General features: G+C 36.9%; 25 protein-coding genes. 15 read left to right on the plus strand and 10 right to left on the minus strand.

Annotation, left to right across the window (positions count from 1 at the left end; genetic code table 11):
- Positions 1–27: 27 nt before the first annotated feature.
- Positions 28–1,178 (minus strand): IS3 family transposase gene (locus tag V2145_RS04245; protein WP_330987294.1). Its coding sequence is split into 2 segments (ribosomal slippage): positions 28–905 and positions 905–1,178, totalling 1,152 coding nucleotides; the frame shifts between segments, so codons are not numbered across the junction.
- Between the two features lie 278 nt (positions 1,179–1,456).
- On the opposite strand from V2145_RS04245, the gene V2145_RS04250 reads away from it, so the two are divergent.
- From V2145_RS04250 to spoVK, 7 genes are all read left to right on the plus strand, one after another.
- Positions 1,457–2,002, plus strand: a complete 546-nt coding sequence (locus V2145_RS04250) for an outer spore coat protein CotE (protein ID WP_094912515.1) — start codon at positions 1,457–1,459, stop codon at positions 2,000–2,002.
- A gap of 136 nt (positions 2,003–2,138) precedes the next feature.
- On the plus strand, positions 2,139–4,781 hold the full coding sequence (mutS, locus tag V2145_RS04255; RefSeq protein ID WP_131888173.1) for a DNA mismatch repair protein MutS: 2,643 nt from the start codon (positions 2,139–2,141) through the stop codon (positions 4,779–4,781).
- Positions 4,782–4,800: 19 nt separating this feature from the next.
- Positions 4,801–6,702 (plus strand): DNA mismatch repair endonuclease MutL, encoded by a 1,902-nt coding sequence (gene mutL / locus V2145_RS04260; protein WP_131888172.1) that lies wholly within the window; start codon positions 4,801–4,803, stop codon positions 6,700–6,702.
- Positions 6,703–7,066: 364 nt separating this feature from the next.
- A complete protein-coding gene (locus V2145_RS04265; RefSeq protein ID WP_131888171.1) occupies positions 7,067–7,459 on the plus strand; it encodes a hypothetical protein in 393 nt (130 codons plus the stop codon).
- A 434-nt stretch (positions 7,460–7,893) separates the two neighbouring features.
- Positions 7,894–8,844 carry a tRNA (adenosine(37)-N6)-dimethylallyltransferase MiaA gene (gene miaA / locus V2145_RS04270; protein ID WP_131888170.1) on the plus strand — a complete coding sequence of 317 codons (951 nt, stop codon included), beginning with the start codon at positions 7,894–7,896 and terminating at the stop codon, positions 8,842–8,844.
- 33 nt (positions 8,845–8,877) lie between these two features.
- Entirely contained in the window at positions 8,878–9,102 is a 225-nt protein-coding gene (gene hfq / locus V2145_RS04275; RefSeq protein WP_025908613.1) for an RNA chaperone Hfq, read from the plus strand.
- A 255-nt stretch (positions 9,103–9,357) separates the two neighbouring features.
- The gene (spoVK, locus tag V2145_RS04280) at positions 9,358–10,293 is read left to right on the plus strand and encodes a stage V sporulation protein K (RefSeq protein WP_256993389.1); all 936 of its coding nucleotides are present in this window, start codon (positions 9,358–9,360) and stop codon (positions 10,291–10,293) included.
- Between the two features lie 30 nt (positions 10,294–10,323).
- Here spoVK and V2145_RS04285 read toward each other — a convergent pair whose 3' ends face one another.
- Complete coding sequence (locus V2145_RS04285; protein WP_094912509.1) at positions 10,324–10,935, minus strand: trimeric intracellular cation channel family protein; 612 nt, start codon at positions 10,933–10,935, stop codon at positions 10,324–10,326.
- Between the two features lie 247 nt (positions 10,936–11,182).
- Here V2145_RS04285 and hflX point away from each other — a divergent pair, with 247 nt between their 5' ends.
- The 5 genes from hflX (at position 11,183) to V2145_RS04310 (ending at position 16,501) form a co-directional block, all read left to right on the plus strand.
- Positions 11,183–12,445, plus strand: a complete 1,263-nt coding sequence (gene hflX / locus V2145_RS04290; protein WP_094912508.1) for a GTPase HflX — start codon at positions 11,183–11,185, stop codon at positions 12,443–12,445.
- Positions 12,446–12,460: 15 nt separating this feature from the next.
- Complete coding sequence (locus V2145_RS04295; protein WP_094912623.1) at positions 12,461–13,723, plus strand: methionine gamma-lyase family protein; 1,263 nt, start codon at positions 12,461–12,463, stop codon at positions 13,721–13,723.
- A 189-nt stretch (positions 13,724–13,912) separates the two neighbouring features.
- A complete protein-coding gene (locus V2145_RS04300) occupies positions 13,913–14,335 on the plus strand; it encodes a MerR family transcriptional regulator (protein ID WP_025908618.1) in 423 nt (140 codons plus the stop codon).
- Positions 14,336–14,416: 81 nt separating this feature from the next.
- Positions 14,417–15,751 (plus strand): type I glutamate--ammonia ligase, encoded by a 1,335-nt coding sequence (gene glnA / locus V2145_RS04305; protein WP_094912507.1) that lies wholly within the window; start codon positions 14,417–14,419, stop codon positions 15,749–15,751.
- A 465-nt stretch (positions 15,752–16,216) separates the two neighbouring features.
- A complete protein-coding gene (locus V2145_RS04310; protein ID WP_131888169.1) occupies positions 16,217–16,501 on the plus strand; it encodes a hypothetical protein in 285 nt (94 codons plus the stop codon).
- Between the two features lie 97 nt (positions 16,502–16,598).
- Here V2145_RS04310 and V2145_RS04315 read toward each other — a convergent pair whose 3' ends face one another.
- The 7 genes from V2145_RS04315 to V2145_RS04345 form a co-directional block, all read right to left on the minus strand.
- The gene (locus V2145_RS04315) at positions 16,599–16,853 is read right to left on the minus strand and encodes a DUF4190 domain-containing protein (RefSeq protein ID WP_330987348.1); all 255 of its coding nucleotides are present in this window, start codon (positions 16,851–16,853) and stop codon (positions 16,599–16,601) included.
- A 574-nt stretch (positions 16,854–17,427) separates the two neighbouring features.
- On the minus strand, positions 17,428–18,255 hold the full coding sequence (speE, locus tag V2145_RS04320; RefSeq protein WP_330987349.1) for a polyamine aminopropyltransferase: 828 nt from the start codon (positions 18,253–18,255) through the stop codon (positions 17,428–17,430).
- 17 nt (positions 18,256–18,272) lie between these two features.
- A complete protein-coding gene (locus V2145_RS04325; protein ID WP_131888166.1) occupies positions 18,273–18,587 on the minus strand; it encodes a DMT family transporter in 315 nt (104 codons plus the stop codon).
- Positions 18,587–18,928: a DMT family transporter gene (locus tag V2145_RS04330; RefSeq protein ID WP_330987350.1), complete on the minus strand. Its 342-nt coding sequence runs from the start codon at positions 18,926–18,928 to the stop codon at positions 18,587–18,589. The genes V2145_RS04325 and V2145_RS04330 overlap by 1 nt, the downstream gene beginning before the upstream one ends.
- 14 nt (positions 18,929–18,942) lie before the next feature.
- The gene (locus V2145_RS04335) at positions 18,943–19,515 is read right to left on the minus strand and encodes a TetR/AcrR family transcriptional regulator (protein ID WP_131888164.1); all 573 of its coding nucleotides are present in this window, start codon (positions 19,513–19,515) and stop codon (positions 18,943–18,945) included.
- 101 nt (positions 19,516–19,616) lie between these two features.
- On the minus strand, positions 19,617–20,786 hold the full coding sequence (locus tag V2145_RS04340; RefSeq protein WP_330987351.1) for a cation:proton antiporter: 1,170 nt from the start codon (positions 20,784–20,786) through the stop codon (positions 19,617–19,619).
- Positions 20,787–21,138: 352 nt separating this feature from the next.
- Positions 21,139–21,612, minus strand: coding sequence for a hypothetical protein (locus V2145_RS04345; protein WP_131888162.1), 474 nt, complete (start codon positions 21,610–21,612; stop codon positions 21,139–21,141).
- A 119-nt stretch (positions 21,613–21,731) separates the two neighbouring features.
- On the opposite strand from V2145_RS04345, the gene V2145_RS04350 reads away from it, so the two are divergent.
- From V2145_RS04350 to V2145_RS04360, 3 genes are read left to right on the plus strand one after another with little or no spacing between them, the layout of a single operon-like run.
- Positions 21,732–22,355, plus strand: coding sequence for a hypothetical protein (locus tag V2145_RS04350; protein ID WP_286175461.1), 624 nt, complete (start codon positions 21,732–21,734; stop codon positions 22,353–22,355).
- Positions 22,356–22,415: 60 nt separating this feature from the next.
- Positions 22,416–22,613 (plus strand): hypothetical protein, encoded by a 198-nt coding sequence (locus V2145_RS04355; RefSeq protein ID WP_131888161.1) that lies wholly within the window; start codon positions 22,416–22,418, stop codon positions 22,611–22,613.
- Between the two features lie 23 nt (positions 22,614–22,636).
- Positions 22,637–23,278: a S8 family serine peptidase gene (locus tag V2145_RS04360; protein WP_330988121.1), complete on the plus strand. Its 642-nt coding sequence runs from the start codon at positions 22,637–22,639 to the stop codon at positions 23,276–23,278.
- Between the two features lie 490 nt (positions 23,279–23,768).
- Here the strand turns inward: V2145_RS04360 and V2145_RS04365 are convergent, their stop codons facing one another.
- Positions 23,769–24,500 (minus strand): carotenoid biosynthesis protein, encoded by a 732-nt coding sequence (locus V2145_RS04365; RefSeq protein ID WP_311857018.1) that lies wholly within the window; start codon positions 24,498–24,500, stop codon positions 23,769–23,771.
- Positions 24,501–24,713: the final 213 nt, after the last annotated feature.

The following is a 24,713-nucleotide window of genomic DNA, read 5'->3' on the forward strand; positions in this document are numbered from 1 at the left end:
TTTTTGAGACAGGAATCAAAACACCTTTTAAACAACCAGTTTTCTGTATTGTACAGGAGACTGGTTGTTTAATTTTGTTTGAATACGGGCATGGTTATAATACGTAATATAGCTTTTGACGGTTTGCTCTACGATGGTAGTCGTAGTGTATGTCAACTCGTCAAGGTAGAACGTTTCAGACTTTAGTGAGGAATGAAACGATTCAATTGAGGCATTATCTGCGGGCGTCCCTTTTCGGGACATACTCATGATAATGCCTTTCTCTTTAATTGTTTGTTGATAAGCATACGATGTGTACACAGAGCCTTGATCACTATGCAACGTACACCCTTCCGGTAGAGAAGGGAGTTGGTTAAGCGTGTCTAAAACAAACGCGACATTTTGACAATCACCTATGGAATACGCAATAATCTCTCCGTTAAATAAATCTTGAATACTTGAAAGATACAATGGTTTCGGCCCAAAAGGCAAGTACGTAATATCGGTCACGAGCTTTTGAAGAGGGCGTTCAGCTTGAAAGTCACGATTTAATACATTCTCTGCAACCTGATAAGGTTGCCCTGTTCGCTGCCGTTTCTTCCGTTTAACACGACATTGCCAACCGTATTTCTGCATGGTACGCTGCACAAACTTGTGGTTAATCTTCATGGTTCGCTTGAGTACAGCTGTGATTTTTCGATAGCCATATCGAAACTTGTGTGCACGACATTGTTCACCCACTTGCTGTTCCATCCATTTCTTTCGTGTATCCTGTTGACTATGCTGCTTCCAACGGTAGTAAGTGGATCGGGGAATACCAAGATGGAAACAGATTTGATAAATAGGGATTTGTTCTTTTAACTCTTCCACTAGGTTCACTGCGATTTCTGGTACCACTTCCTTTCCAATTCCTTGTACTTTTTTAAAATCTCGATTTGTTGCTTTAACTGTCGGTTCTCAGCCTCTAACTTCGCTGTCTCGCTTTCAAAATCAGGACCTTTTCCATAGGCATATTGCTTGCCTACTGGCTGTTCCAACCGGTGTACATCCCCAGTTTGATACCACTTCATCCACGTTTTTAATTGGGTAGGATTTCGAATGTTTAGTTGTGATAAGACTTCTTTTACAGGTACACCGGCTAATCTCATTTCAATTGCCTTTAACTTTAGTTCGACTGGATAACTGACTCTTGTTCCCATAGAAAAAACACCTCCAAGTGATGGTTAGGTACTACATACCCAGTTTTCAACTTAAAGGTGTTTTTTATTTGTCTCACTTTACGGGGTCAGTCCCGAAGCTGGGGGTTTTTTATGTTGTACAATTTTCTCTGGAATAATTGTCACATTTCTCTAAGGTGTTGCATACAATGAAACATAGGTTTTTTATGTCTTTAACCTAGTTTTACAAAATAATGTGCAAACAAGCGATAGAATCTGCATAGGATGAAATGAAGATAGTTTGAGGAGGGTATGCTCACATGTCACAACACTATAGAGAAATTATTACAAAAGCAGTCGTAGGTAAAGGGCGTAAGTTTACGCAGTCATCACACACGCTTACACCACCGAACCGACCGACGAGCATTTTAGGTTGCTGGGTAATTAACCATCAGTATGATGCTAAAAAGCGCGGAAATACAGTTGAAGTGGACGGCAAATATGATATTAACGTCTGGTATTCTTACAAAGATAATACAAAAACAGAAGTGTTTACAGAAACGGTTCACTATCGTGATGTGATTAAGCTCCGCCAGAAAGATGACGATGCTTTTGGAGATGATTGTGAAATTATCGTACGAGTGCTACAGCAACCAAATTGCCTTGAATGCACGATTTCACCAAACGGCAATAAAACGATTGTCCAAGTAGAGAGAGAGCTTTTAGCTGAGGTAATCGGAGAGACAAAAGTATGCGTAGCCGTTAATCCAAAAGGATGCGATGATGGTGATGAGCTTGATTTAGATGTTGATGATGATGAATTTGAAGACCTCAATCCAGATTTCATTTTAGGTGACGATGAGTAACTAGGAAGAATTTCTTCCTAGTTTTTTTATGTGCACCAAAAGTGATTAGCAAGTTTTACAATCATGAAGTTTTTCGCAAACCTATGTTATAATACGTGTAGAAAAAATGATTAACAGAAGTTTTTGGAGGAATAGTATGGCAACATATACGCCAATGATACAGCAATATTTAAAAATCAAGGCAGACTATCAAGATGCCTTTTTATTTTTTAGATTAGGTGATTTTTACGAAATGTTTTTCGAAGATGCAACGACTGCATCTCAAGAGTTAGAAATTACGTTAACAAGCCGAGACGGAGGGGGCGATGATCGCATCCCAATGTGCGGTGTACCATACCACTCAGCGCCTACATATATTGAAAGGCTAATTGAAAAAGGCTATAAAGTGGCAATTTGTGAGCAAGTGGAAGATCCTAAGAAAGCTAAAGGAGTCGTCAAGCGTGAAGTTATTCAAGTGATTTCACCAGGAACGCTGATGAATGAAAAAGGGCTGCAAGAAAAAGAGAATAATTACATTTGCTCGGTCACGCATTTCCCAGATGACACGTTTGGATTAGCATTATCAGATTTATCAACAGGAGAAAATAGCGTGACTCTCATTTCTTCATTCCATGACGTTGTTTCTGAAATCTATGCAAAAGAAGCAAAGGAAATGGTTGTTTCAAGCGATTTTTCTGCTGAATTGCTGCAAATGCTAAAAGAGAGAATGACGATGACCATTTCGTTTGAAGAAAGTACAAAGGTTGAAGAATCGTTTTTACATTTAACTGAATCACTTCAACAGCAAAAATTAGTGGACACGTTTGCTCGCATTCTGCAGTATCTAGTACGTACCCAAAAGCGCTCTCTTGAGCATTTACAGCCTGTACAGCTTTATCAAATCAATGAATATATGAAAATTGATTTGTTCTCTAAGCGAAACTTAGAGTTGACGGAAACAATTCGTTCAAAAGGAAAAAAGGGTTCTCTTTTATGGCTCCTTGATCAAACAGTGACGGCAATGGGCGGACGCCTCTTAAAAAACTGGATTGATCGCCCTCTTTTAAGCAAAGAGAAGATTGATGAACGCTTAAATATGGTTGATGTTCTTATGAAGCAATTTTTTGAACGTGAAGAACTGCGAGATTTATTAAAAGAAGTGTACGACCTAGAGCGTTTAGCTGGGCGCGTTGCATTTGGCAATGTTAATGCGCGTGACTTAGTACAGCTGCGCAAATCACTGCAAAAGGTTCCTGAAATTCAAGAAGTGGTTTATCGATTAAACAATTCATATGCTTCTAAACTTGTTGAAGATATTGATCCATGTGAAAGATTAACTGTGCTGTTAGAGAGAGGGTTAAAAGAACATCCTCCTTTATCTATTAAAGAAGGAGATATTATCGCAGACGGTTATCACGATCAACTTGATCAATACCGAGATGCTAGTCGAAACGGGAAGACGTGGATTGCGTCTTTAGAGCAAAAAGAGCGTGAAAAGACCGGGATTCGTTCGTTGAAAATTGGCTATAACCGCGTATTTGGCTACTATATTGAAGTAACGCGTGCCAATTTGCATCTACTACCTGAAGGCATGTATGAGCGTAAGCAAACTTTAACGAACGCTGAACGCTTTATTACACCTGAGCTTAAAGAAAAAGAAGCGCTTATTTTAGAAGCGGAAGAAAAAATCGTTGAGCTTGAGTACGAGCTGTTTGGACAAATTCGTGAAGAGGTCAAAGTGTATATTCCTCGTCTTCAAGCTCTAGCTAAAAAAGTAAGTGAGCTTGATGTGCTGCAGTGCTTTGCAAAGGTGAGCGAAGAGCGTCATTATACGAAGCCTGCGTTTTCTACTAATGGAGATATTCATATTAAAAATGGACGCCATCCAGTTGTTGAAAAAGTAATGAACGCACAAGAGTATGTACCAAATGACTGTCAAATGAAAGATGACAGTTCAATCTTACTCATTACAGGACCAAATATGTCGGGTAAGAGTACGTATATGCGCCAAGTAGCATTAACCGCTATTTTAGGACAGATCGGCTGTTTTGTTCCTGCGGAAGAAGCAGAGTTGCCAATCTTTGATCAAGTGTTTACGCGAATCGGAGCGGCTGATGATTTAATTTCAGGGCAAAGTACGTTCATGGTTGAAATGCTTGAAACGAAAAATGCAGTGACTAATGCGACGCAATCAAGCTTAATTTTACTAGATGAAATTGGACGAGGTACGTCAACATATGATGGAATGGCGTTAGCTCAAGCGATTATCGAATATGTGCACGAGCATATAGGATGTAAAACATTATTTTCTACGCACTATCATGAGCTGACAGTGCTAGACCAACAGCTTTCAGCACTACGTAATGTGCATGTTAGCGCTATTGAAAAGAACAATAAAGTAGTCTTCTTACACAAAATTAAAGAAGGACCAGCAGATAAGAGTTATGGTATTCATGTTGCTGAGCTAGCGGAACTTCCGGAGCCTTTATTACAGCGTGCGCGTGTCATTTTAGCAGATTTTGAGAACGCGAGCGAAGAGCCAAAAGTGAATCCGACTGCTGATGCAGTAGCTGAACCTCAGCCAATTGAGCAGCCAAAAGCTGAACTTAAATCAGATACCGAACAAAGTCAGCTTTCATTTTTCGGAGAAGAAAAAGACCAGCAGGTAAAAGAAGCTAGTTTATCGAAGCGTGAAAAGCAAATTCTAGCAGAATTGAAGCAGCTTGATATTCTGGAAATGACGCCGCTTGATGCAATGAACGCCATGTATAAGCTACAAAGATTACTGAAGAAGAAATAGACTTGAGAGGAGTGAGTCTGTGGGTAAAATTAGACAGCTTTCAGACGAACTTTCAAATAAAATTGCAGCAGGAGAGGTTGTAGAGCGACCTGCTTCTGTTGTGAAAGAGCTCGTTGAAAATGCGATTGATGCCAATAGCACAGTAATTGAAATAGAACTAGAAGAAGCAGGATTATCAAAAATTCGTATTTTAGATAACGGAGACGGAATTGCACAAGAAGATTGCTTAACGGCTTTCCGGCGCCATGCAACGAGCAAGATTAAGACTGAGAATGACTTGTTCCGAATTCGAACATTAGGCTTTCGTGGTGAAGCACTGCCAAGTATTGCGTCTGTATCTATGCTCGAAATTAAGACAAGCACCGGGGATGAAGCCGGCACGCACTTAAAGCTTCGCGGAGGAGAGATAACGCATCACGAGCTGTCTTCAAGTCGAAAAGGTACAGAAATTATTGTAGAAAATCTATTTTTTAACACGCCAGCACGCCTTAAATATATGAAAACAATTAATACAGAATTAGGGAACGTAACAGACGTTGTAAATCGCCTTGCCCTGGCGAATCCTCATGTTTCCATTCGTTTAATTCACCAAGGACGTCAGCTTCTCTATACAAACGGAAGTGGAGATGCGCGTCAAGTGTTAGCTGCTATCTATGGGATGGCAGTAGCGAAGAAGATGATTCCGTTAAAGGTAGAATCGCTAGATTATGAGATTACCGGCTATATTGCTTTGCCAGAAGTAACGCGTGCATCTCGCAACTATATGTCTACCACAATTAACGGAAGATTTATTAAAAACTATGGTTTACTAAAAGCCATCCAGCAAGGTTATCATACGCTATTGCCAATTGGACGTTTTCCAGTTGTATTTTTAGCTATCAACATGGATCCACTGTTAGTAGATGTGAACGTACACCCGGCAAAGCTTGAGGTAAGGTTAAGTAAAGAAGCAGAGCTGTATGAGCTTGTAGAAGATGCCATAAAAGCAGCGTTTAAAAAGAAGCAGCTTATTCCAGAAGTTATAGCCCCTGCTCGCACAAAACAAGCCGTGCTTCCAACCGAACAGCAAACCTTTACGTTTGATCACGGGCTACCTAAAGAGTCATCTTCCCTATCGCAGGAACCTGTTGAACGAAGCAAAGATTTACCTTTCTTTAGCGCGAACGTTGCTGAAACGCAAGAAAAGTCAAGCTTTACGGTAACAGAAAATGTTGAAAATGAGCTTGACTACGATGAACTTGAAGTGCAGGATACAGAACCGGTATTTTCTTATGAGGAAGAACATGATGTACACAAGCAGCAATCCAATAGTGAGATGGTTGAAGAGGTTCAAACCGAGCGAGTTCCGCCCATGTATCCAATTGGCCAGATGCACGGTACGTATATATTAGCTCAAAATGAAAACGGCTTGTTTATCATTGACCAACATGCGGCTCAAGAGAGAATCAAATATGAATACTTTAAGAAAAAACTTGGTCAAGTAGATGCAGAAGTGCAGGAACTTTTAATGCCACTCACGTTTGAGTTCTCAGGCAATGAAGCTCTCATTTTAGAAGAAAATCGTAGAGCTCTTGAAGAGGTCGGCGTATTTTTAGAGCCGTTTGGTCAAAATGCTTATATTGTTCGAGCACACCCTCAGTGGTTCCCAAAAGGTGAAGAAAAAGAAACAATTGAAGAGATGATTCAGCAAGTGTTTGTGATGAAGCGTATAGACATAGAAAGCTTACGCGAAGAAGCTGCTATTATGATGAGCTGTAAAGGTTCAATCAAAGCGAACCATCATCTTCGAAATGATGAAATTTTAGCCTTGCTTGAAACGCTAAGAAAAACAACGGATCCGTTTACTTGTCCGCATGGGCGACCAATTATTATTCATTATTCAACATATGAAATGGAAAAGATGTTTAAGCGCGTGATGTAAAGGGATTTCTATAATGTTTTACCACGTTTGTTGAAGTCATACCTGCACCATTTTTACCGTATTTGTGTGTTTAAAAGTAAAATCGCAAAGCGGTATATGGTGCGGGTATTTTTTTGAAATGGAAAAGGTTGTGTTCTTTTATTGTGTATGTAGATCCTGTAAGTCAGATACCTATACGTTAGCCATTTCCCTTGCATATACTAGCGATAGAAATTAAACATAATGTGAAGGGGAAGTTATGATGAATAACCATTTTAACAGATTACACACCAATTCAAATGGTGATAACGATTCTAATAGAGATAATGAATCGGGAAATAAAAATATTATTAGCAATAGTGGAAGTTCTAACGTTAATATTAATATGCCTCAGATAAGAGAAACATCTCAAAATCGCTCCGGTCATCGCAGAAAATGTCGATCTAAAAAACGCTCTAAAGGTCGTGTACAATCCCAATCAGAAAATCGCTCTGGTTGTCGCAGAAAACATCGAGCAGAAAACCGCTCTGGTTGTCGCAAAAAACGTCGAGCAGAAAACCGTCCTCAAGGTCGTGTACAATCCCAATCAGGAAACCAATCCCAACCTCTTGTTCGACCACAGTCAGAAAACCGCCCTCAATCTCTAAGTCTCCCACAATTAGAAAACGACGCTGGTAATCGTATACAACCACAATCAGAAAACAACTCTGGTGGTCGTGTCCAGTCACAGTCGGAAGAAAACTCTCAATTTAGACGGAATCCTTTTCGTTTCTTTTAATCCAGAAGTTAGAACTCTCAAGAGGAACAGGTGTAGAATGCTAATTTTCAAAGCGGAAAAGAATCTTCATTATTGTTTTGGAGATTCGAGCTTGCTAAAAACTAGTTTTTAAACAATTCCTGTTTCTCTTCTTTCTATAGACTTGTAAAGAAATTTTTATGTATCCTCAGCTTTTTTTCTTTTTTAGGAAATATCTTTTTCAATCAAGTTACTGTTATTGAAGTATGTTCAGGTTAAGAGGTGACTTCTTCAAATTCATATTCTTTCATTATTTCATCAGTTAAAAAATGTAGTCTTTGTTTCTACTTTTATAGTTGAACTCCGCTAATCTAATTGCTGTAAAAGAACGTTCCTTCTTTATGAGCCTTGAATAAAGATAGGCTTTCCGGGTAAAATGAGAAGATGTAAATGTAATAGATGAAAGTAGTGTGGTTATGACGGGAGAGAAACAAAAATTAATAGTAATTATTGGTCCGACAGCCGTTGGTAAAACCAAGCTGAGTATTGAGATGGCCAAGCAGTTCAATGGAGAAGTTATTTCGGGAGATTCCATGCAAGTCTATAAAAAGATGGACATCGGAACAGCGAAGGTTACAAGTGATGAAATGGAAGGAATTCCGCATCATTTAATTGATATTAAAGAGCCGACTGAGTCTTTTTCTGTAGCTGAATTTCAAGAGATTGTAAGAGAAAAGGTTACAGATATTCACGCTCGTGGTAAAATGCCGATTATTGTAGGCGGTACAGGATTATATATTCAATCTGTCATTTATGACTATCAGTTTACTGAATCAGCAGGGGATGAACAATTCAGACAGCGTATGGAACACTTTGTTGCAGCGCATGGAATTGATCCTCTTTACGAAAAGCTTTGTGAAATAGACCCAGTTGGTGCAGAGTCCATTCATCCCAACAACCACAGACGCGTTATTCGTGCTCTTGAAGTGTATGAAGTGACTGGGAAGCCTTTCAGCGTTTATAATCAAGAGCAGAATCAAGAGCTTCTCTATGATGTGACACTCATTGGCTTGACAATGGATCGTGATCAACTATACGATCGAATTAACCAACGTGTTGATATGATGGTGCAAGAAGGCTTGGTAGAAGAAGTCAAATCACTGTACGATGCAGGGGTTCGTGATGTACAATCAATTCAAGCGATTGGCTACAAAGAACTGTATACATATTTCGACGGGAACTGCACGCTTGAAGAAGCGATTGAACAGTTAAAGTTGAATTCTAGAAGGTACGCCAAACGTCAATTAACGTGGTTTCGTAATAAGATGCCTGTAACATGGTTTGAAATGGAAGTTGACAATTTTCATGAAAAATTCAACAAAATTTTCACTTATGTAGCAGGAAAGCTGAAAGAAGAAGCGAATTAACTAGTAAAGATAGAGAAATGAGGAGGCCGAATAGTGAAACAATCCGTTAATATTCAAGATCAGTTTTTAAATCAATTACGTAAAGAAAATATTTATGTCACTGTGTTTTTATTAAATGGTTTTCAACTGCGCGGACTAATTAAAGGTTTTGATAACTTTACAGTTCTATTGGATTCAGAAGGAAAGCAGCAGTTAATTTATAAACATGCAATCTCAACGTTTGTTCCAAATAAAAATATCTCTGTAGAGCTAGAGTAGTCAGATAACCAGCCAAATCCGTGAGGATGAGGCTGGTTTTTCTTATGGCTGGAAGAGAGAAGTATTTTTCTTAACATGGTTTAGCGTTTTAGCACATACAACTATAATAAGCGTTTATTTCTTGGGTAATGGCGAGCTACAGAAAGAATACAAGCCGCTAAAGGAAAATGATGATCTCATTCGTTCGTCCTACAGCTTGAGATAGAGCGATACAATGTCATCAGCGTAACTGTGATGAAACGAGAGGTGAACAGTGTGGAGCAGCCTATAACTCTTAAAAACAATGGGCAAATTAATATTGTTTTAAATAATGAGACAAAGAAAGAACGAGTCTATACAACATCAATTCCACGTCCTGTGAAACGACCGATTGTTAATCATGAACCACTGCTAGAAATTGAAAGAGAAATGAGCGGTCTGGTTGGAATGGATGAGCTAAAAAAAATGATTAAAGAAATATATGCTTGGTTATATATTAATAAAAAAAGAGAAGAAAGTGGTCTGAAGGCAGAAAAACAAGCGATGCATATGATGTTTAAAGGAAATCCGGGTACAGGAAAAACAACGGTTGCAAGGCTTTTAGGAAAATTGTTTTTAAATATGAATGTGTTATCAAAAGGTCACCTTATTGAAGCTGAAAGAGCAGACTTAGTTGGGGAGTACATTGGACATACGGCACAAAAAACCCGAGATCTTGTGAAAAAAGCGCTGGGTGGCATTTTATTTATTGACGAAGCCTATTCGCTTGCCCGAGGTGGAGAGAAAGATTTTGGGAAAGAAGCAATTGATACGCTTGTGAAGCATATGGAAGATGCAAATGATAAGTTTGTCTTAATTTTAGCTGGCTACCCGCGTGAGATGGAGAACTTTTTAAGTTTAAACCCCGGTCTTCGTTCAAGATTTCCATTCATCTTTGATTTTCCAGATTATGATGTCAATGAGCTGATGGATATTGCAGACCGGATGATGGATGATCGTCAGTATCAGTTTAGCAGCGATGCTTATAAAAAGTTAAAAGAACATTTCATGGACGTAAAGTACAATCAGACGCCTCGAGACTTTAGCAATGGTCGCTATGTGCGAAATATTTTAGAACGCTCCATTCGAGCGCAGTCCATGAGGCTTTTAGAAGAAGCAAGCTACAGTAAAGAGCAGCTAATAACGCTTAAGTCTAATGATATTCGTCTATAAAAAAATCCGGCTTTATGCCGGATTTTTTTATTACATATTTGGTTGGCGAATCGAACGAATTGGCAGCTTCCATTTGTACATGTAAGATAACATACGACATGCAACAAGCAAACCAAATAATACGTAAAGCTCTACCGGAGAGCTAGCAATTTGAAGGCCAACAATTAAGCCTGCAAGAATTGCCCAAAGCGCATAGATTTCATCTTTTAAAACGGTCGGCTTTCGACGAGCAAGCAAATCGCGTACAATCCCACCGCCGCTACCTGTTAATACAGCAGCAACGATAACAGCGCTTAAGGGGTGTCCCATGCTGGTAGCATAGAGTGCGCCTTGAATGGCAAAAGCTGCAAGCCCAATTGCGTCAGAAAAGTTTCCCCAACGTTTCCACTGTCTTAAGATGCTGTTTGGAAACAAAAAGGTTGCTGTAATTGATAATAGCGCAATTTGAAAAAATAACCCTTGTTCCCAAAGAGCGGATACCGGTACACCAATTAATAAGTTACGGATGGCGCCACCCCCAAACGCTGTGACGATTCCTAAAATATAAACACCTAAAATATCGTATTCTTCTTCCATTGCAATAAACGCACCGCTAACTGCAAAAGCAACGGTGCCAATGATGCTCAAAACGTCCCATGTCATCGCAACTGCCCCTTTATGTATAAAAATTCGTTTGTTAGAAAGTATTACAATGATAAAGTCATTCAAATTGTATCCACTATTGAACAGAATTTCAACGTTTTTTTAGGGATAATTTCTTAAAAGAAACAAAGCGTGATAAACTAGTAAAAACAATCTATTCTGCATCTTTGAAGAAGATAGAGAAAATCGTGTTTTTTTGTTATGATATGAATGCGTTAATACTTTAACAGTAAGGGAAGGAAAGTCATTGACATTTGAGATGAAACAAGAGCTTGAACGTGTAATTTTAGTGGGGTGTCAGCTTCACGATGATGATGAGCGCTTTGAGTATTCGATGGATGAACTAGCATCATTAACTGAGACAGCACAGGGTGAGGTTCTAGTACGCTTGTCTCAAAAGCGCGACCGTATACATCCAGCTACATATATCGGAAAAGGGAAAGTGGAAGAGCTTGTTGCGCTTGAAGAAGAGCTAGAGCCAGATTTAATTGTGTTTAACGATGAGCTTTCACCGAGTCAAATTCGTAATTTATCCAGTCAGCTAGAAGCTCGAATCATTGACCGAACGCAGCTGATTTTAGATATTTTTGCGCAGCGTGCGCAAACAAAAGAAGGAAAGCTGCAGGTTGAGCTTGCACAGCTGAACTACTTACTACCTCGTTTAGTCGGACAGGGAACAGCACTTTCTCGTTTAGGGGGCGGTATTGGTACAAGAGGTCCAGGTGAGACAAAGCTTGAAAGTGATCGCCGCCACATTCGTCGTAAAATTGATGAAATTAAGCGTCAGTTAAAAACAGTTGTCAGTCACAGGGAGCGTTACCGAGAGAGAAGAAAGCGTAACCATGTGTATCAAATTGCTATAGTAGGCTACACAAATGCAGGTAAATCTACACTTTTTAACCGCCTAACAGAAGCGGGGATTTATGAAGAAAATCAGCTGTTTGCAACTCTTGATCCTACAACGAGACAGTATACCATGCCAGCAGGCTTAACTGCTCTTTTAACGGATACGGTTGGATTTATCCAAGACTTGCCAACCACTCTTGTTGCTGCGTTTCGTTCCACATTAGAAGAAGTGACAGAAGCAGATTTTATTTTACACGTGGTTGACTCGGGTAATCCAGACTATCACAATCATGAGCAAACTGTTCATAAGCTATTAGCGGAGTTAGACGTAGAAGATATTCCGATGTTAACCGTTTATAATAAGCGAGATGTGAAGCATGAATTATTTGTGCCAACGACACCCGCTTCTATTTTAATTAGCGCGTTTAATAAGGAAGATCTTGCTTTGCTGGGAACAAAGATCCAAGATGAAATGAAGAAAGAGATGGAGTACTTTCATCTATTCATTCCTTCGGATGAAGGCAAGCTGTTGGCGGAGTTAAAAACCGTTGCGCTGGTCGACTCTCTGAAGTTTAATGAAGAACAAGAAAAGTACGAGTGCCGAGGCTACATTGCAAAAGAGCACCCAATTTATAAGCAGCTAAGAATGATTGAAGAAAGTTGAGGAAGATAGAAAATGATGTTTGATCAGTTAGCAAACGGAGAGAGAATTAAAGGGTTGGCGAAGGAAGTAGAGCAGCAAATTAAGCCGATTCATGAACGAATTGATGAAGTCATAGAAGCGAATCAGTTTCGCGTGCTGCAAAGCTTTCAACAAAACCAAGTGAGTGATTCACATTTTATTCCCTCCACGGGCTATGGTTATGATGATTTAGGAAGAGATACGCTTGAAAAGGTATATGCTGATGTATTCGGAACCGAAGCGTGTCTTGTACGTCCCCAAATCATTTCGGGTACGCATGCAATTGGCATTTCGCTTTTTGGCGTGTTGCGACCTGGTGATGACCTTTTATATATTACCGGTAAGCCATACGATACGCTTGAAGAAATCGTCGGAATTAGAGGGTCTGGCGTAGGTTCATTAAAAGAGTATAATATTGGATATAAAGCCGTGGACCTAACAAAAGAAGGGCAAGTAGACCTTGAAGAAGTGAAGGCATCCATTACGGAAACAACGAAAATGATTGGTATTCAGCGTTCAAAAGGCTATGGAATTCGTCCTTCGTTTACGGTAAATCAAATTAAAGAAATGATTGCTTTTGTTAAAAGCATTAAACCAGACGTTATTGTATTTGTTGATAACTGTTACGGAGAATTTGTGGAAACAATAGAACCATCTCATGTTGGAGCGGATTTAATTGCGGGTTCTCTTATTAAAAATCCTGGCGGTGGGTTAGCGAAAATCGGTGGCTATATTGCTGGACGTAAAGAGCTGGTTGAAGCATGTTCTTATCGTATGACAACGCCAGGTATCGGAGCAGAAGCAGGTGCAACTCTGTACAGTCTCCAGGAAATGTATCAAGGCTTCTTTTTAGCTCCTCACGTTGTAGGGCAGGCTTTAAAAGGAGCGGTATTTTCTTCAGCCATGTTTGAAAGACTTGGGATGCAGTCAGAACCAAAGTGGGACGCTGAGCGAACAGACTTAATTCAGTCCGTTCAGTTTGATGATCGAGATAAGATGGTGGCGTTTTGCCAAGCGATTCAATACGCTTCTCCAATTAATTCGCACGTGACGGCATATCCAGCTTATATGCCTGGCTATGAAGACGATGTAATTATGGCAGCCGGAACGTTTGTTCAGGGAGCTAGTTTAGAGTTAACAGCAGACGGTCCGATTCGTCCGCCGTATGTTGCTTACGTACAAGGCGGTTTAACGTATGCTCACGTTAAAGTAGCTATTTGCACAGCAATTGATTCAATGATTTCGAAAAAGTTAATTTAAGTATAACTTGCTCAGTAAGATCAAAAGACGGGCTATCGTGGATAAAAAAATTAAAAATAAACTAAAATCGCTATTTCGTTGTATTCGTGAAATATTCTAAAAATTTTTATGTGAGAATTTCTCACATATGGTTGACAGATAAACTAACATGGCATACAATGAAAATAGTTAATCAAAGGAGGAACTGAGATGAGTGACAACATACGAAGAAATACGCCGCTTTTCCCAATTGGAATTGTGATGCAGTTAACTGAGTTGTCGGCTCGCCAAATTCGCTACTATGAAGAACATGAATTAGTTACACCTGTACGATCTGAAGGTAATCGTCGATTATTCTCGTTTAACGATGTTGATAAATTACTAGAAATTCGTGACTTAATTGAACAAGGTGTAAACCTAGCTGGTGTTAAGCAGCTGTTTCAAGTTCAGAAAGCGCAAGAAGGGCATAAAAAAGAGACCAAACCAGAAGATGAAAAGGTTGTGGCGGAAGCAAGCAAATCTGAGCTATCAGATGAAGAATTACGCAAGATGCTTCGCGCTGAGTTAATGCAAGCAGGACGCTTTAACAAAGCAACGCTCAATCAAGGAGATATGTCTCGGTTCTTTCATTAAAAATTGTAAGTATTTATATGCTTCGTTAGAAGGAAGTATATAAACTATAAATATTTTTTAGATTTAGGGGAGGATCACACGATGGCAAAGTACACAAAAGAAGATATTTTCAAAAAGGTTCAGGAAGAGAATGTAAAATACATTCGTCTTCAGTTCACTGACATTTTAGGAACAATCAAAAACGTTGAAATTCCAGTAAGTCAATTAGAAAAAGCGTTAGACAACAAGATGATGTTTGACGGTTCTTCAATCGAAGGTTTCGTACGTATCGAAGAATCTGATATGTACTTATATCCAGATCCAGACACGTTTGTTGTATTCCCTTGGACGTCTGAAAAAGGTAAAGTTGCACGTTTCATTTGTGACATCTACAATCCAGACGGAACTCCATTTGATGGAGACCCACGTAACAACTTAAAGCGTGTATTAAAAGAAATGGAAGACTTAGGATTCAGTGATTTTAACCTTGGGCCTGAGCCAGAATTCTTCTTATTCAAGCTAGATGAAAAAGGAGAGCCAACGTTAGAATTAAACGATAAAGGTGGCTATTTCGACTTAGCACCAACTGACCTTGGTGAAAACTGCCGTCGTGACATCGTATTAGAGCTTGAAGAAATGGGCTTTGAAATTGAAGCATCTCACCATGAGGTAGCTCCTGGTCAACATGAGATTGACTTCAAATATGCTGGCGCATTAAGAGCTTGTGATGACATCCAAACATTTAAACTAGTAGTTAAAACAATTGCTCGTAAGCACGGCTTACACGCAACATTCATGCCAAAACCATTGTTCGGTGTGAACGGTTCAGGTATGCACTGTAACCTTTCACTATTCAAAGATGGCAAAAATGCATTCTATGATGCAAACGGAAACTTAGAATTAAGTGATACAGCTCGTCAATTCATCGCTGGTATCATTAAGCACGCTCACAGCTTCACTGCTGTAACAAACCCAACAGTAAACTCTTACAAGCGTTTAGTACCTGGTTACGAAGCTCCTTGTTACGTTGCATGGTCTGCACGCAACCGTAGCCCATTAATTCGTATCCCAGCTTCTCGCGGAGTAGGAACTCGTGTTGAGGTACGTAGCGTAGACCCAGCTGCTAACCCATACTTAGCAATGGCTGTATTACTAAAAGCTGGTTTAGACGGAATCAAGAACAACCTTGAAGCTCCAAAACCAATCGACCGCAACATCTATGTAATGACTAAAGAAGAGCGCGTAAAAGAAGGTATCGTAGATCTACCTGCTACGCTAGCTCAAGCTTTAGATAGCTTCCAAGCTAACGAAATCATGGTTTCTGCATTAGGTGAGCACTTAGCTGAGCACTTCATCGAAGCTAAGGAAATTGAGTGGGATATGTTCCGCACACAAGTTCACCCATGGGAACGCGATCAATACATGAGCCAATATTAATTGGTAGAAAGCCTGATATGACTGCATTTGCAGTCATTCAGGCTTTTTTTATTGGGGGCGTATTTCTTTAACATTTTAAGGCTTGACCACCTTCTTACCACAAGCATCCACGAAGCCAATTAATAATTTGCGAAATATGATTTCTAGAAGACTTTGATGATGTGAAACTTATTCCACACACCAGTTTCCTTATAGCAATGCGATCAATAAAAAAGTCAATATTAATTGTTAGGAAACACCTTGGCATAATGTATCGAGGCGTCTTTTTATGGAGCTATCTTTCTATTTTGATAGTAAAAACTGTAGAAATAAAAAATCTTTTTTTATTACAACAAGTAATAATTTACCTTTTATGGTATTATATAAAAGTGTGTTTGTATAGCTAGCAGATATGACTATAAAATAGGTAACTGGACCTTTTAATTTATATTTTCAAGATAAATAGAATATAATGGAGGCATTATTATGTGGTTAATATTAGGGCTTATTGCCATAGTAGCAACTATTATAAATCTGTATATGTATAAAACAGGAAAAGATTATAAACTTGCGATGGCGATGGGATTATCATTCACGGCACTGACACTCTGTGCAGAACATAGCCTTGTATCTGATTGGGTAAAAGGGGAAGATTGGTCAGCTTTAATGGATGTTGTTCCTACTATGGAAAAGGCAGTATGGTTTTTAACAATTGTTTCTATTTTACTAAATATAGTACCTATACTGCTAGAACTAAAAGGTGAAAAATAAAAAGTTATGGATGCTAGACTAGATCTGCTCATAAGAGTAGGTTTTTATTTGTTTTGTAATAACTATAAAGTAATAGTGAGAAAATTTCATAAATATTTTAAAAAAAGAGAGCCGTGTAACCAATTATAGCTAAAGCTAACATCACAGCTTGTATTCCAATACCAAGAGTACTAAATATTCCTCCTGTAAGGGCAAATCCTTTGCCTTTTTCAAGGTTTTTCTTAATCTCTTTTGTGCTTTTTACTGAAAATAGGAGACCAGCAACCCCAATAATTATACCGATATATGGTATAGCCAATGATAATACACCTAAAATAAGTGAAACAATTGATTTGCTATTTGTTTTTTCCATTATCTAACCTCCTTATAGTTTATAATTTTTTATACCATAAAAATTTGGGAAAATATATATATTTGGGCATTTTTAGTTATGTAAAAAGAAATAACCAATAATTATTTACATATTTTTAAATGGATAAATTTTCAATTTAATTACAGCTATCTATCAGTTTATTCACAATACTACTAAAAACTCACCTGGAATATTAATTCTTGTTGTTTAGTAAATGCATGTTCTTGAATTATGTAATTTTTGAGATTGTGGAGAGACCTCGTTGGAAAAATAATTTATTCAATCATCAAACTACTTTTGGGTCCAATAAGATCCAAAGAACTTTACAATGGGAACTCGATTAATATATGAGCCAATATTAATTGGTAGAAAACGCCTTGATACAATGTATGAAGGCGTTTTTTTGTGCTCACATGTTCAATTTGATATTAATAGTGTAGAAAAAACTATATGTTAAGGGTGTATTCCATAATTAATAGCTTGCAAGTTGTTTTAAAATCAGCTAATTATTAAAAAATACAAAAGAAGAGAGTTCATTTTCACTTCTTTTTACTTACTATGGGGCACTCAGTATTCATTTACATAAATTTTGAACAAACTTAGGCAATACAAAACTTGCATAGTGTAATTCTGGTGTATAGTATTTTCCATTTATATCACTAATTTTATCAATAGGTAGTTCTAATGGATCATATACCTTCGAACCCATTGTAAATGTCCACATCCCACTTGGATAAGTTGGAATGTTACACGTATAGAGGCGTGCAATGGGGAAAATCTCTTTTGTATCATGAATGGCATTTTTGATTAAATCAGCTTTAAACCATGGGTTATCTGTTTGAGCGACAAAAATGCCATCTTCCTTTAAAGCTTTTGCAATCCCTGCATAAAAGCCCTTTGTAAATAAACCGGCAGCTGGTCCAACAGGTTCAGTCGAATCAATTAAGATCACGTCATACCTATTTTCACTTTTGATAATATGTTCAAATCCATCACCAATTATTAACTCAACTCTTGGGTTTTCATATTCAGACGAAATGTCAGGCAAATGCTTTTTAGAATACTCAACTACTTTACCGTCAATTTCAACTTGTGTGACTTTTTCTACGCTCGTGTGTTTTAACACTTCTCTGATGGTTCCTCCATCACCGCCACCAACTACTAAAACATGTTTAGGGGAGGGATGTGTGAATAATGGTACGTGAGCAATCATTTCGTGATAGACAAATTCATCTTTTTCTGATGTCATGACCATGCCGTCTAATAACAACATGTTTCCAAATTGTTGCGTTTCGACCATATCTAATTGTTGAAAAGGTGTCTTTTCATTTTCTAATGTACGATTTACTTTTCCTGTAATCCCGAATGAAGAAGTTTGTCTTTCTGTAAACCATAATGTCATGTTTTATTCTCCTTTTGTTAGCTAATTAGCTTTAGGCCGATTGCGGCACTTAATACCATCGCCATAAATACAATTCTCGCTATACTTTTTGATTCTCCGTAAAATAGGATTCCGACAAGACCTGAGCCAACTGTTCCAATTCCTGTCCATATCGCGTAAGCTGTTCCCATTGGTAAAGACTGCATCGCTAAGCTTAAAAAGGTAAAGCTAGTTCCTAGCCCTAAAACAAAGACTGCAAATGAGAAAAAGTTCTTTTTGCGTAATATCAGGTTTAAACCGGTGACGCCTACTACTTCAAAGAGTCCTGCACAAACAAGAAAAATCCATCCCATTATGAAGCACTCCCTTCTTGTTTCGTGTTTCCAGTAACAAGCTTAAGCCCAATAACACCTGTAAGAAGCACAAGTATTAAAATCATTTTTACAAGTTGAAATGGCTCGCCGAAAACAAGCATTTCGATTAACACAGTACCTGTGGTACCAAGTCCAGTAAAAACAGCATACGCTGTTCCAACGGGAAGTTGTGACGTGGCTTTAATCAAGAGACCAAATGATAAAACAATGGCGATAATTGTTCCGGTCCATGTGAATGCATCATCAGCATGTTTTAATCCCATGACCCAGAATATTTCTACGATGGAACCTAAAACTAATAAACCCCAAGCACGATTCATTTCATTCTCTCCTTTTATTTCGTAATACCTTGCCAATAGATATCCCAAGAACTAGTCAGACGCTTTTGTAGACGCTCTGGGAATCCATATAGAAGTTCAACTAATAATCCATCGAATATTGTTAAGAATGACATCATTGCAGATTCAGGAGCAATATTTGGATTTAAATCATCTTTTTTGTCTTCAAACATTCCTAAAAATAAAGATTCTAATTCATTTACAAACGTGTTGGTCCCATTTTTAATTTGTTCTTCAAATTGTAGCGGTGGAAAAAAGGATGTTCTCATAAAAAAACTCATATGATGATCCTTTTGATAACGTCCTAAATAGTCATTAAGAAAATTATAAAGAATCTCTTTGAGCGATAGAGAGTGATTCTTTTCCATAAATTGTTTAACGAAATACAATTCATTTTCTAGAGAATCAGTAAACGTACTCATAAAAAGATCTTCTTTACTTTTAAAATGTGCATAAATGGATTGTTTTTTAATTCCTACTTCATTCGCAATGGTTGCGAGTGATGCTCCTTGATAACCATGTAAAGCAAATTGATGTAATGCTACTTCTTTCAACTGATTTGACTTCATATTTATCCTCCTTACGAACGTTCGTAAGTAAATGCTAACAAAAAGATTTTTTAATGTCAATGTAAATGGTAACTTTGGTGCAATAAGAGGAGTGAAATCTCCTACATACTCGCATTCATTTTATCTTTATACAGTTTATCCTCTTTAGTACCAAAAAATAGCTTTAATAATGGTGGGGTGACAATTGTTGTTAAAATGATCACAAGGATTACTGAAGTGTAGTAATCTACAGGTAATAATTTACTTTCTAATCCCATTGCAGCTAAAATTAATGCAACTTCTCCCCTGGATATCATTCCAGCGCCGATTCCCATTGATGAACGATTATTGAAACCAGATAATTTAGCACCTAAGCCAGATCCAACAAATTTAGATACAACGGCAATGAATGAGAACAGTACGATAAATCCTATTTGGCTACTCATACTGCTAAACGAGACACTTAGACCAATACTTGTGAAAAAGAACGGAACAAAAAATCCATTTGCAAGAGGTTCTACTTTATGTTCCATTTCCTCTTTAAATTTTGTTTGAGAAATAGCCACTCCAGCAAAGAATGTTCCAATAATGCCGGCAACTCCTAAATACTCAGCAAAATAAGCAAAACTAAAAGCAACAATTAACCCTGCGCTTAAGACCGTTTCGGTAACTTTAAAGGTTGAAAACAGCTTAATAAATTTAGGTACGAACCATTTAGAAGCTAAAATAACAATGACAAAGAATAGAATCTTTTTGGCGATAAGTAGTGCAAGATTTGTGTCTGAACCTGCAAATACACTAAGAGCAACTGCAATTAATATTACAACAATAACATCATCTAATACAGCTGCTCCAAGCAAAGTAGATCCTTCTTTACTTTTCAACCAACCGATTTCTCTTAATGTTTGAACAGATATACTGACGGATGTAGCAGATAATAATAACCCAATGAAAATAGATTCAGCCAGTGAAAAGTTGTAGTATTGAGCACCAGCATATCCCAACAGGATTGGTGCAATGATCCCACCAGCTGCAACTAATATAGCTGCTTTTTTATTTTCATTTAATACTTTTAAATTCGTTTCTAACCCAGCTAAAAACATCAGTAATAAAACACCAATTTCACTAAACGTTTTTATGATTTCATCGTCATGTATCCAGCCTAAAACTGCAGGACCTATGATAATACCTACCATAATCTTGCCTAGAACAGAGGGCTGCCCTAACTTCACGCTTATCTGACCTGCCACTTTCGTTGCTAGTAAGATAAGTACAATTTGTAACACAATCATTCGATTCATCTCCTATCCATAAAATTAAGATTAAAAAAAGACATGGAGGGGCCAGCTTGACTGACTCCTCCATGTAATTCAGCATATATAATTTTAAAAGGTATCTTACGAACGTTCGTAAGGTGATGATATCAACATCTCATTTAGATGTCAACTAGGAAATTATAAGAATAAAAATACGTAAAAAGTTATTTATAATAACATCTCTAAACAAATTATGTAATAATTTGTTCATTACATGTAATGAATAAGAAGGGCCAAACAAAATTAATTTATATCGCTAGGCCTTTCTTATTTATTAAATCTGTAAAGCTAATATTCCTCTTTTAAATGTAAAATTTTCAAGGATGTATCAAGATTTTTTTACCATCTTTTCATAAAGAAACTTGGATAACCAGTAAAAAATATGAATCAATAGATACATAATAAACAAGAAGATAGATGTATATAAATATCCATAATTTTGTAATGTTAAATTTCCGAAAAGCATCGAGTAAACCAATACATATAAGTAAAAGAATGCCATCATTAGTAATGATTCAGAAATATATCCCCAAATTCCTTTTCTTAGATTTAAAACTTTCACAAGAATGGTATCAAAAATTCCTGTCACTACTACAGTAGTAAGGAAGAATTGGAAAATAATTTTAAGTGATGCCCATGTTCCTGTGGCGTTAATTGTTACATCAGGTGTTAGAGATATTAAATGTAATATTCCATAAAAAATTATGAAAGGTGTACATAAAATTACAGCAATCATTAGACCTATAACTATTATCGCGAATATATGATCTCCTATAGTCTCTTTTTGTTTCTTTTTGCCCATTTAATTTCAAAAAACCCCTTTTTTATAAAATTTTTACAAGAAAATCATTTACATAAGAGGAAAATATGGTAATATATTGCTTGTGTTTAAAATTACTATATTTTACCATAATTTACAAGGTGAAAAATCAAAAACTATTTAAAGGCATTGTATTAAGTACGTCATTAGCGGTTCTAGGAGGAAGCTTTGCTCCAGTTTCTTCAGCTTTAGCAGCTGAGAACGATGTTGTAGCAACAAACTCTCAATCTACTAATCAATCAACAGTAGATACTTTAAACCCTCAATCTTTAATAACAGAGTACTTGGAAGAAGAAAAAGCAATTCAAGAAGAAGTTTTAGAAGAGGATTTAACGTTTTCAGAATTTTTAAGTGATGATGTTGAAACAGATATTCAAGATACAAGAGATTTCATTCAATATGCTGCTACGACGGAAGAGTTTCAAGCTTACATAGGGGAAGAAGTAATTGATGCTGAAGCTTCAGGTGTAGTGGGAGGAACTTTAAAAGCTATTAAAGCATTTGGCTGGATTTGTCGAGTTGGAGGAAAAGGATTAAGATATGCTATTAAACCTCTGTCTCCTTCAAAAGCAAAACTTGTAGATAAATATGCTAGAAAGATTGCTTATGCAACGGAGAGATTAGATAAAGGTACTAAAGGAGCTTTAACTGCAGCATTAAAAAAAGCAGGAGTACCTGGTAAAAGTGCTGAATCTTTAACAGAAATTATTTTCTGGATAATCTAATAAAACAAGAGAAGGTGACTTTAAAGTCATCTTCTTTCCTTTTTTAGGTGGTGTATTTCTATGAAAAAGATAATTATAATTTTAAGTTTAGTCATCTTATCGTTATCAGTTTTTTATGTGATAGGAAACTTTTCAGAAAAAGTTTATAACAATGAAAAAAAAGAAGAAGTTAGTAAACACGAGTTATCTAAACAACAAGAAACATGGGGATTTAAAGACACAATAATTAATAGCAATATAAAGAACAAAAAAAGGTAAAGGTTGCAATACTAGATAGTGGTATTAATAAAGAGCATCCAGATTTAAAAAGAGAAGTTAAACACGAGTTTAACGCAGTTAATTCAAATCAAACAGTTGAGGATAAGTTCAATCATGGAACATCAATCGCTGGTATCATAGCAGCTAAAAATAATAAAATAGGCATTAGGGGAATAGTGCCATCTGCAGATATATATTCTGTTAAGGTTTTAAACGATGAGGGTATCGGATCAGTTGATAACATTGTAAAAGGTATCGAATGGTCAATAAATCAAGATGTTAAAATCATTAATTTAAGCTTTGGAATGGAAAAAGACAGTGCAGAACTGAAGAGAGTAATTCCAAAAGCGATTTCTCAAGGAATTATCATTGTAGCTGCTAGTGGGAATAATTATATGAAAGATGTAGATTACCCAGCCAAATACCCTAATGTTATTTCTGTAGGATCTATTGATAAAAATCATGAGAGATTAAGATTTTCTCCTAAAGGTAAAATAGACGTTGTGGGCCCCGGAAGAGATATTCTCTCGACTAACAATCACCAGGGATATTCTACGTTTGAAGGAACTTCTCACTCGACAGCTTTTGTAACAGGGATAATTGCTCTGTACATACTAGACCATCCTGAAAAAATTTTAATTAAGAAGAAGCATTTAAAGTATTAGAGGGTAATTCTTTGGACTTAGGTGAAATTGGAAAAGATGAAACCTTTGGTTATGGCTTGCTACAGTATAAATAGTAGAAAGTCAGTTTTTACTCCACAACTTCGTAAACTCAGAAAGTTTATTGTATGTTTGTAAAAGATTAAAGTAGTATTAAATAATTCGTATACATAGTAAAGAAAAATGGAAAATAATCAAATATGATATTGAATCGAACCATAAAATTAAGATTAAAAAATACATGGAGGGGCCATCTTGACTGACTCCTCCATGTAATTCAACGTATATAGTTTTAAAAAATACCTTACGAACATTCGTAAGGTGCTAATGTTAACATCTCATTTAGATGTCAACTATCAAGTTAATATAGTATCCAACTAAGCCACCTTACTAAGAAAACAAGTATTAACAACTGTTTGTTAGATAACTCTTGTGTGAAAAGCTGCTTTGTTTATTTATAATCTATATAAATTATTGTTTAGAAAGGCAGTGATCACCTTTTAGTGGGCATCGCTTTTAAAGCGAAGTAACAGATTATAGACGAGATACCAACCAGTAAAACACCATACAGTCCAGCAATGAAAGCAGTGAAACCAAATAAAATATGTAGCATCATAAAGAGATACTGGTTATTATGCTCTAACTCTTTGATAGTTGTTTCCTGTTCAAACCTTGCGATAAATAAAGAAAATAGCAGCGCTGTCACATACCAACCAAAGAAATTTTGATTAGGGATATCATAATAAAAGCCCCCTTCATTCCAAATCCAATAGTTTTTAACATTCGCAGCCACTGGATCAATAGCTAAATCTAACCATACAGAGAAAAGTGGAACTAATAGGATTGTACGATGACGAAATGAAAATAACCTGGAAAATGCATGGCTCGCTCCAATTACTGATAACCAAGCTGGTCCCATCGTAATGGGAACTCCAAGAATCATAGGCCCAAAATCTGCTTCGTACTTATACTCACCAAATAAAAGTCCAGTATGAGTTCCAAATGATTCAATAGCAATCGAACCAAAGAAGATGAGTGGAATAATAAATCGTCCTTTTGGTAACACAGTCCATAAATAACAAGAAGCATATAAGCCAGATGCAAATAAAAAGACTGCATTTGCCCACTCAAGCCAAGGTGGTAAAATCGAAAATCCAACTAAAATTAATCCGATTAAAAACCAAACTTTAAAAAAAGTCCAAAGATATTTTTGAAAAGTAAACATGTCTACATTAACACTCCTACAATTATTTTATAAACCGTTTAATACTATCACTGTAGTAACTAAGTTAGCTGGTTTATAGATTTTTCGCTTTTCCCTAATTACTGTGCATAAGTATATAGAGTAGTTGTTTATATGCCAAGTTATTATGTTTTTTATAATATTATTTACTATTCTATACTTAATATAGAAAACGGCAGCGAATTAACTGTCGTT

This window comes from Priestia sp. GS2, assembly GCF_036409025.1.
Classification (GTDB): Bacteria; Bacillota; Bacilli; order Bacillales; family Bacillaceae_H; genus Priestia; species Priestia aryabhattai_A.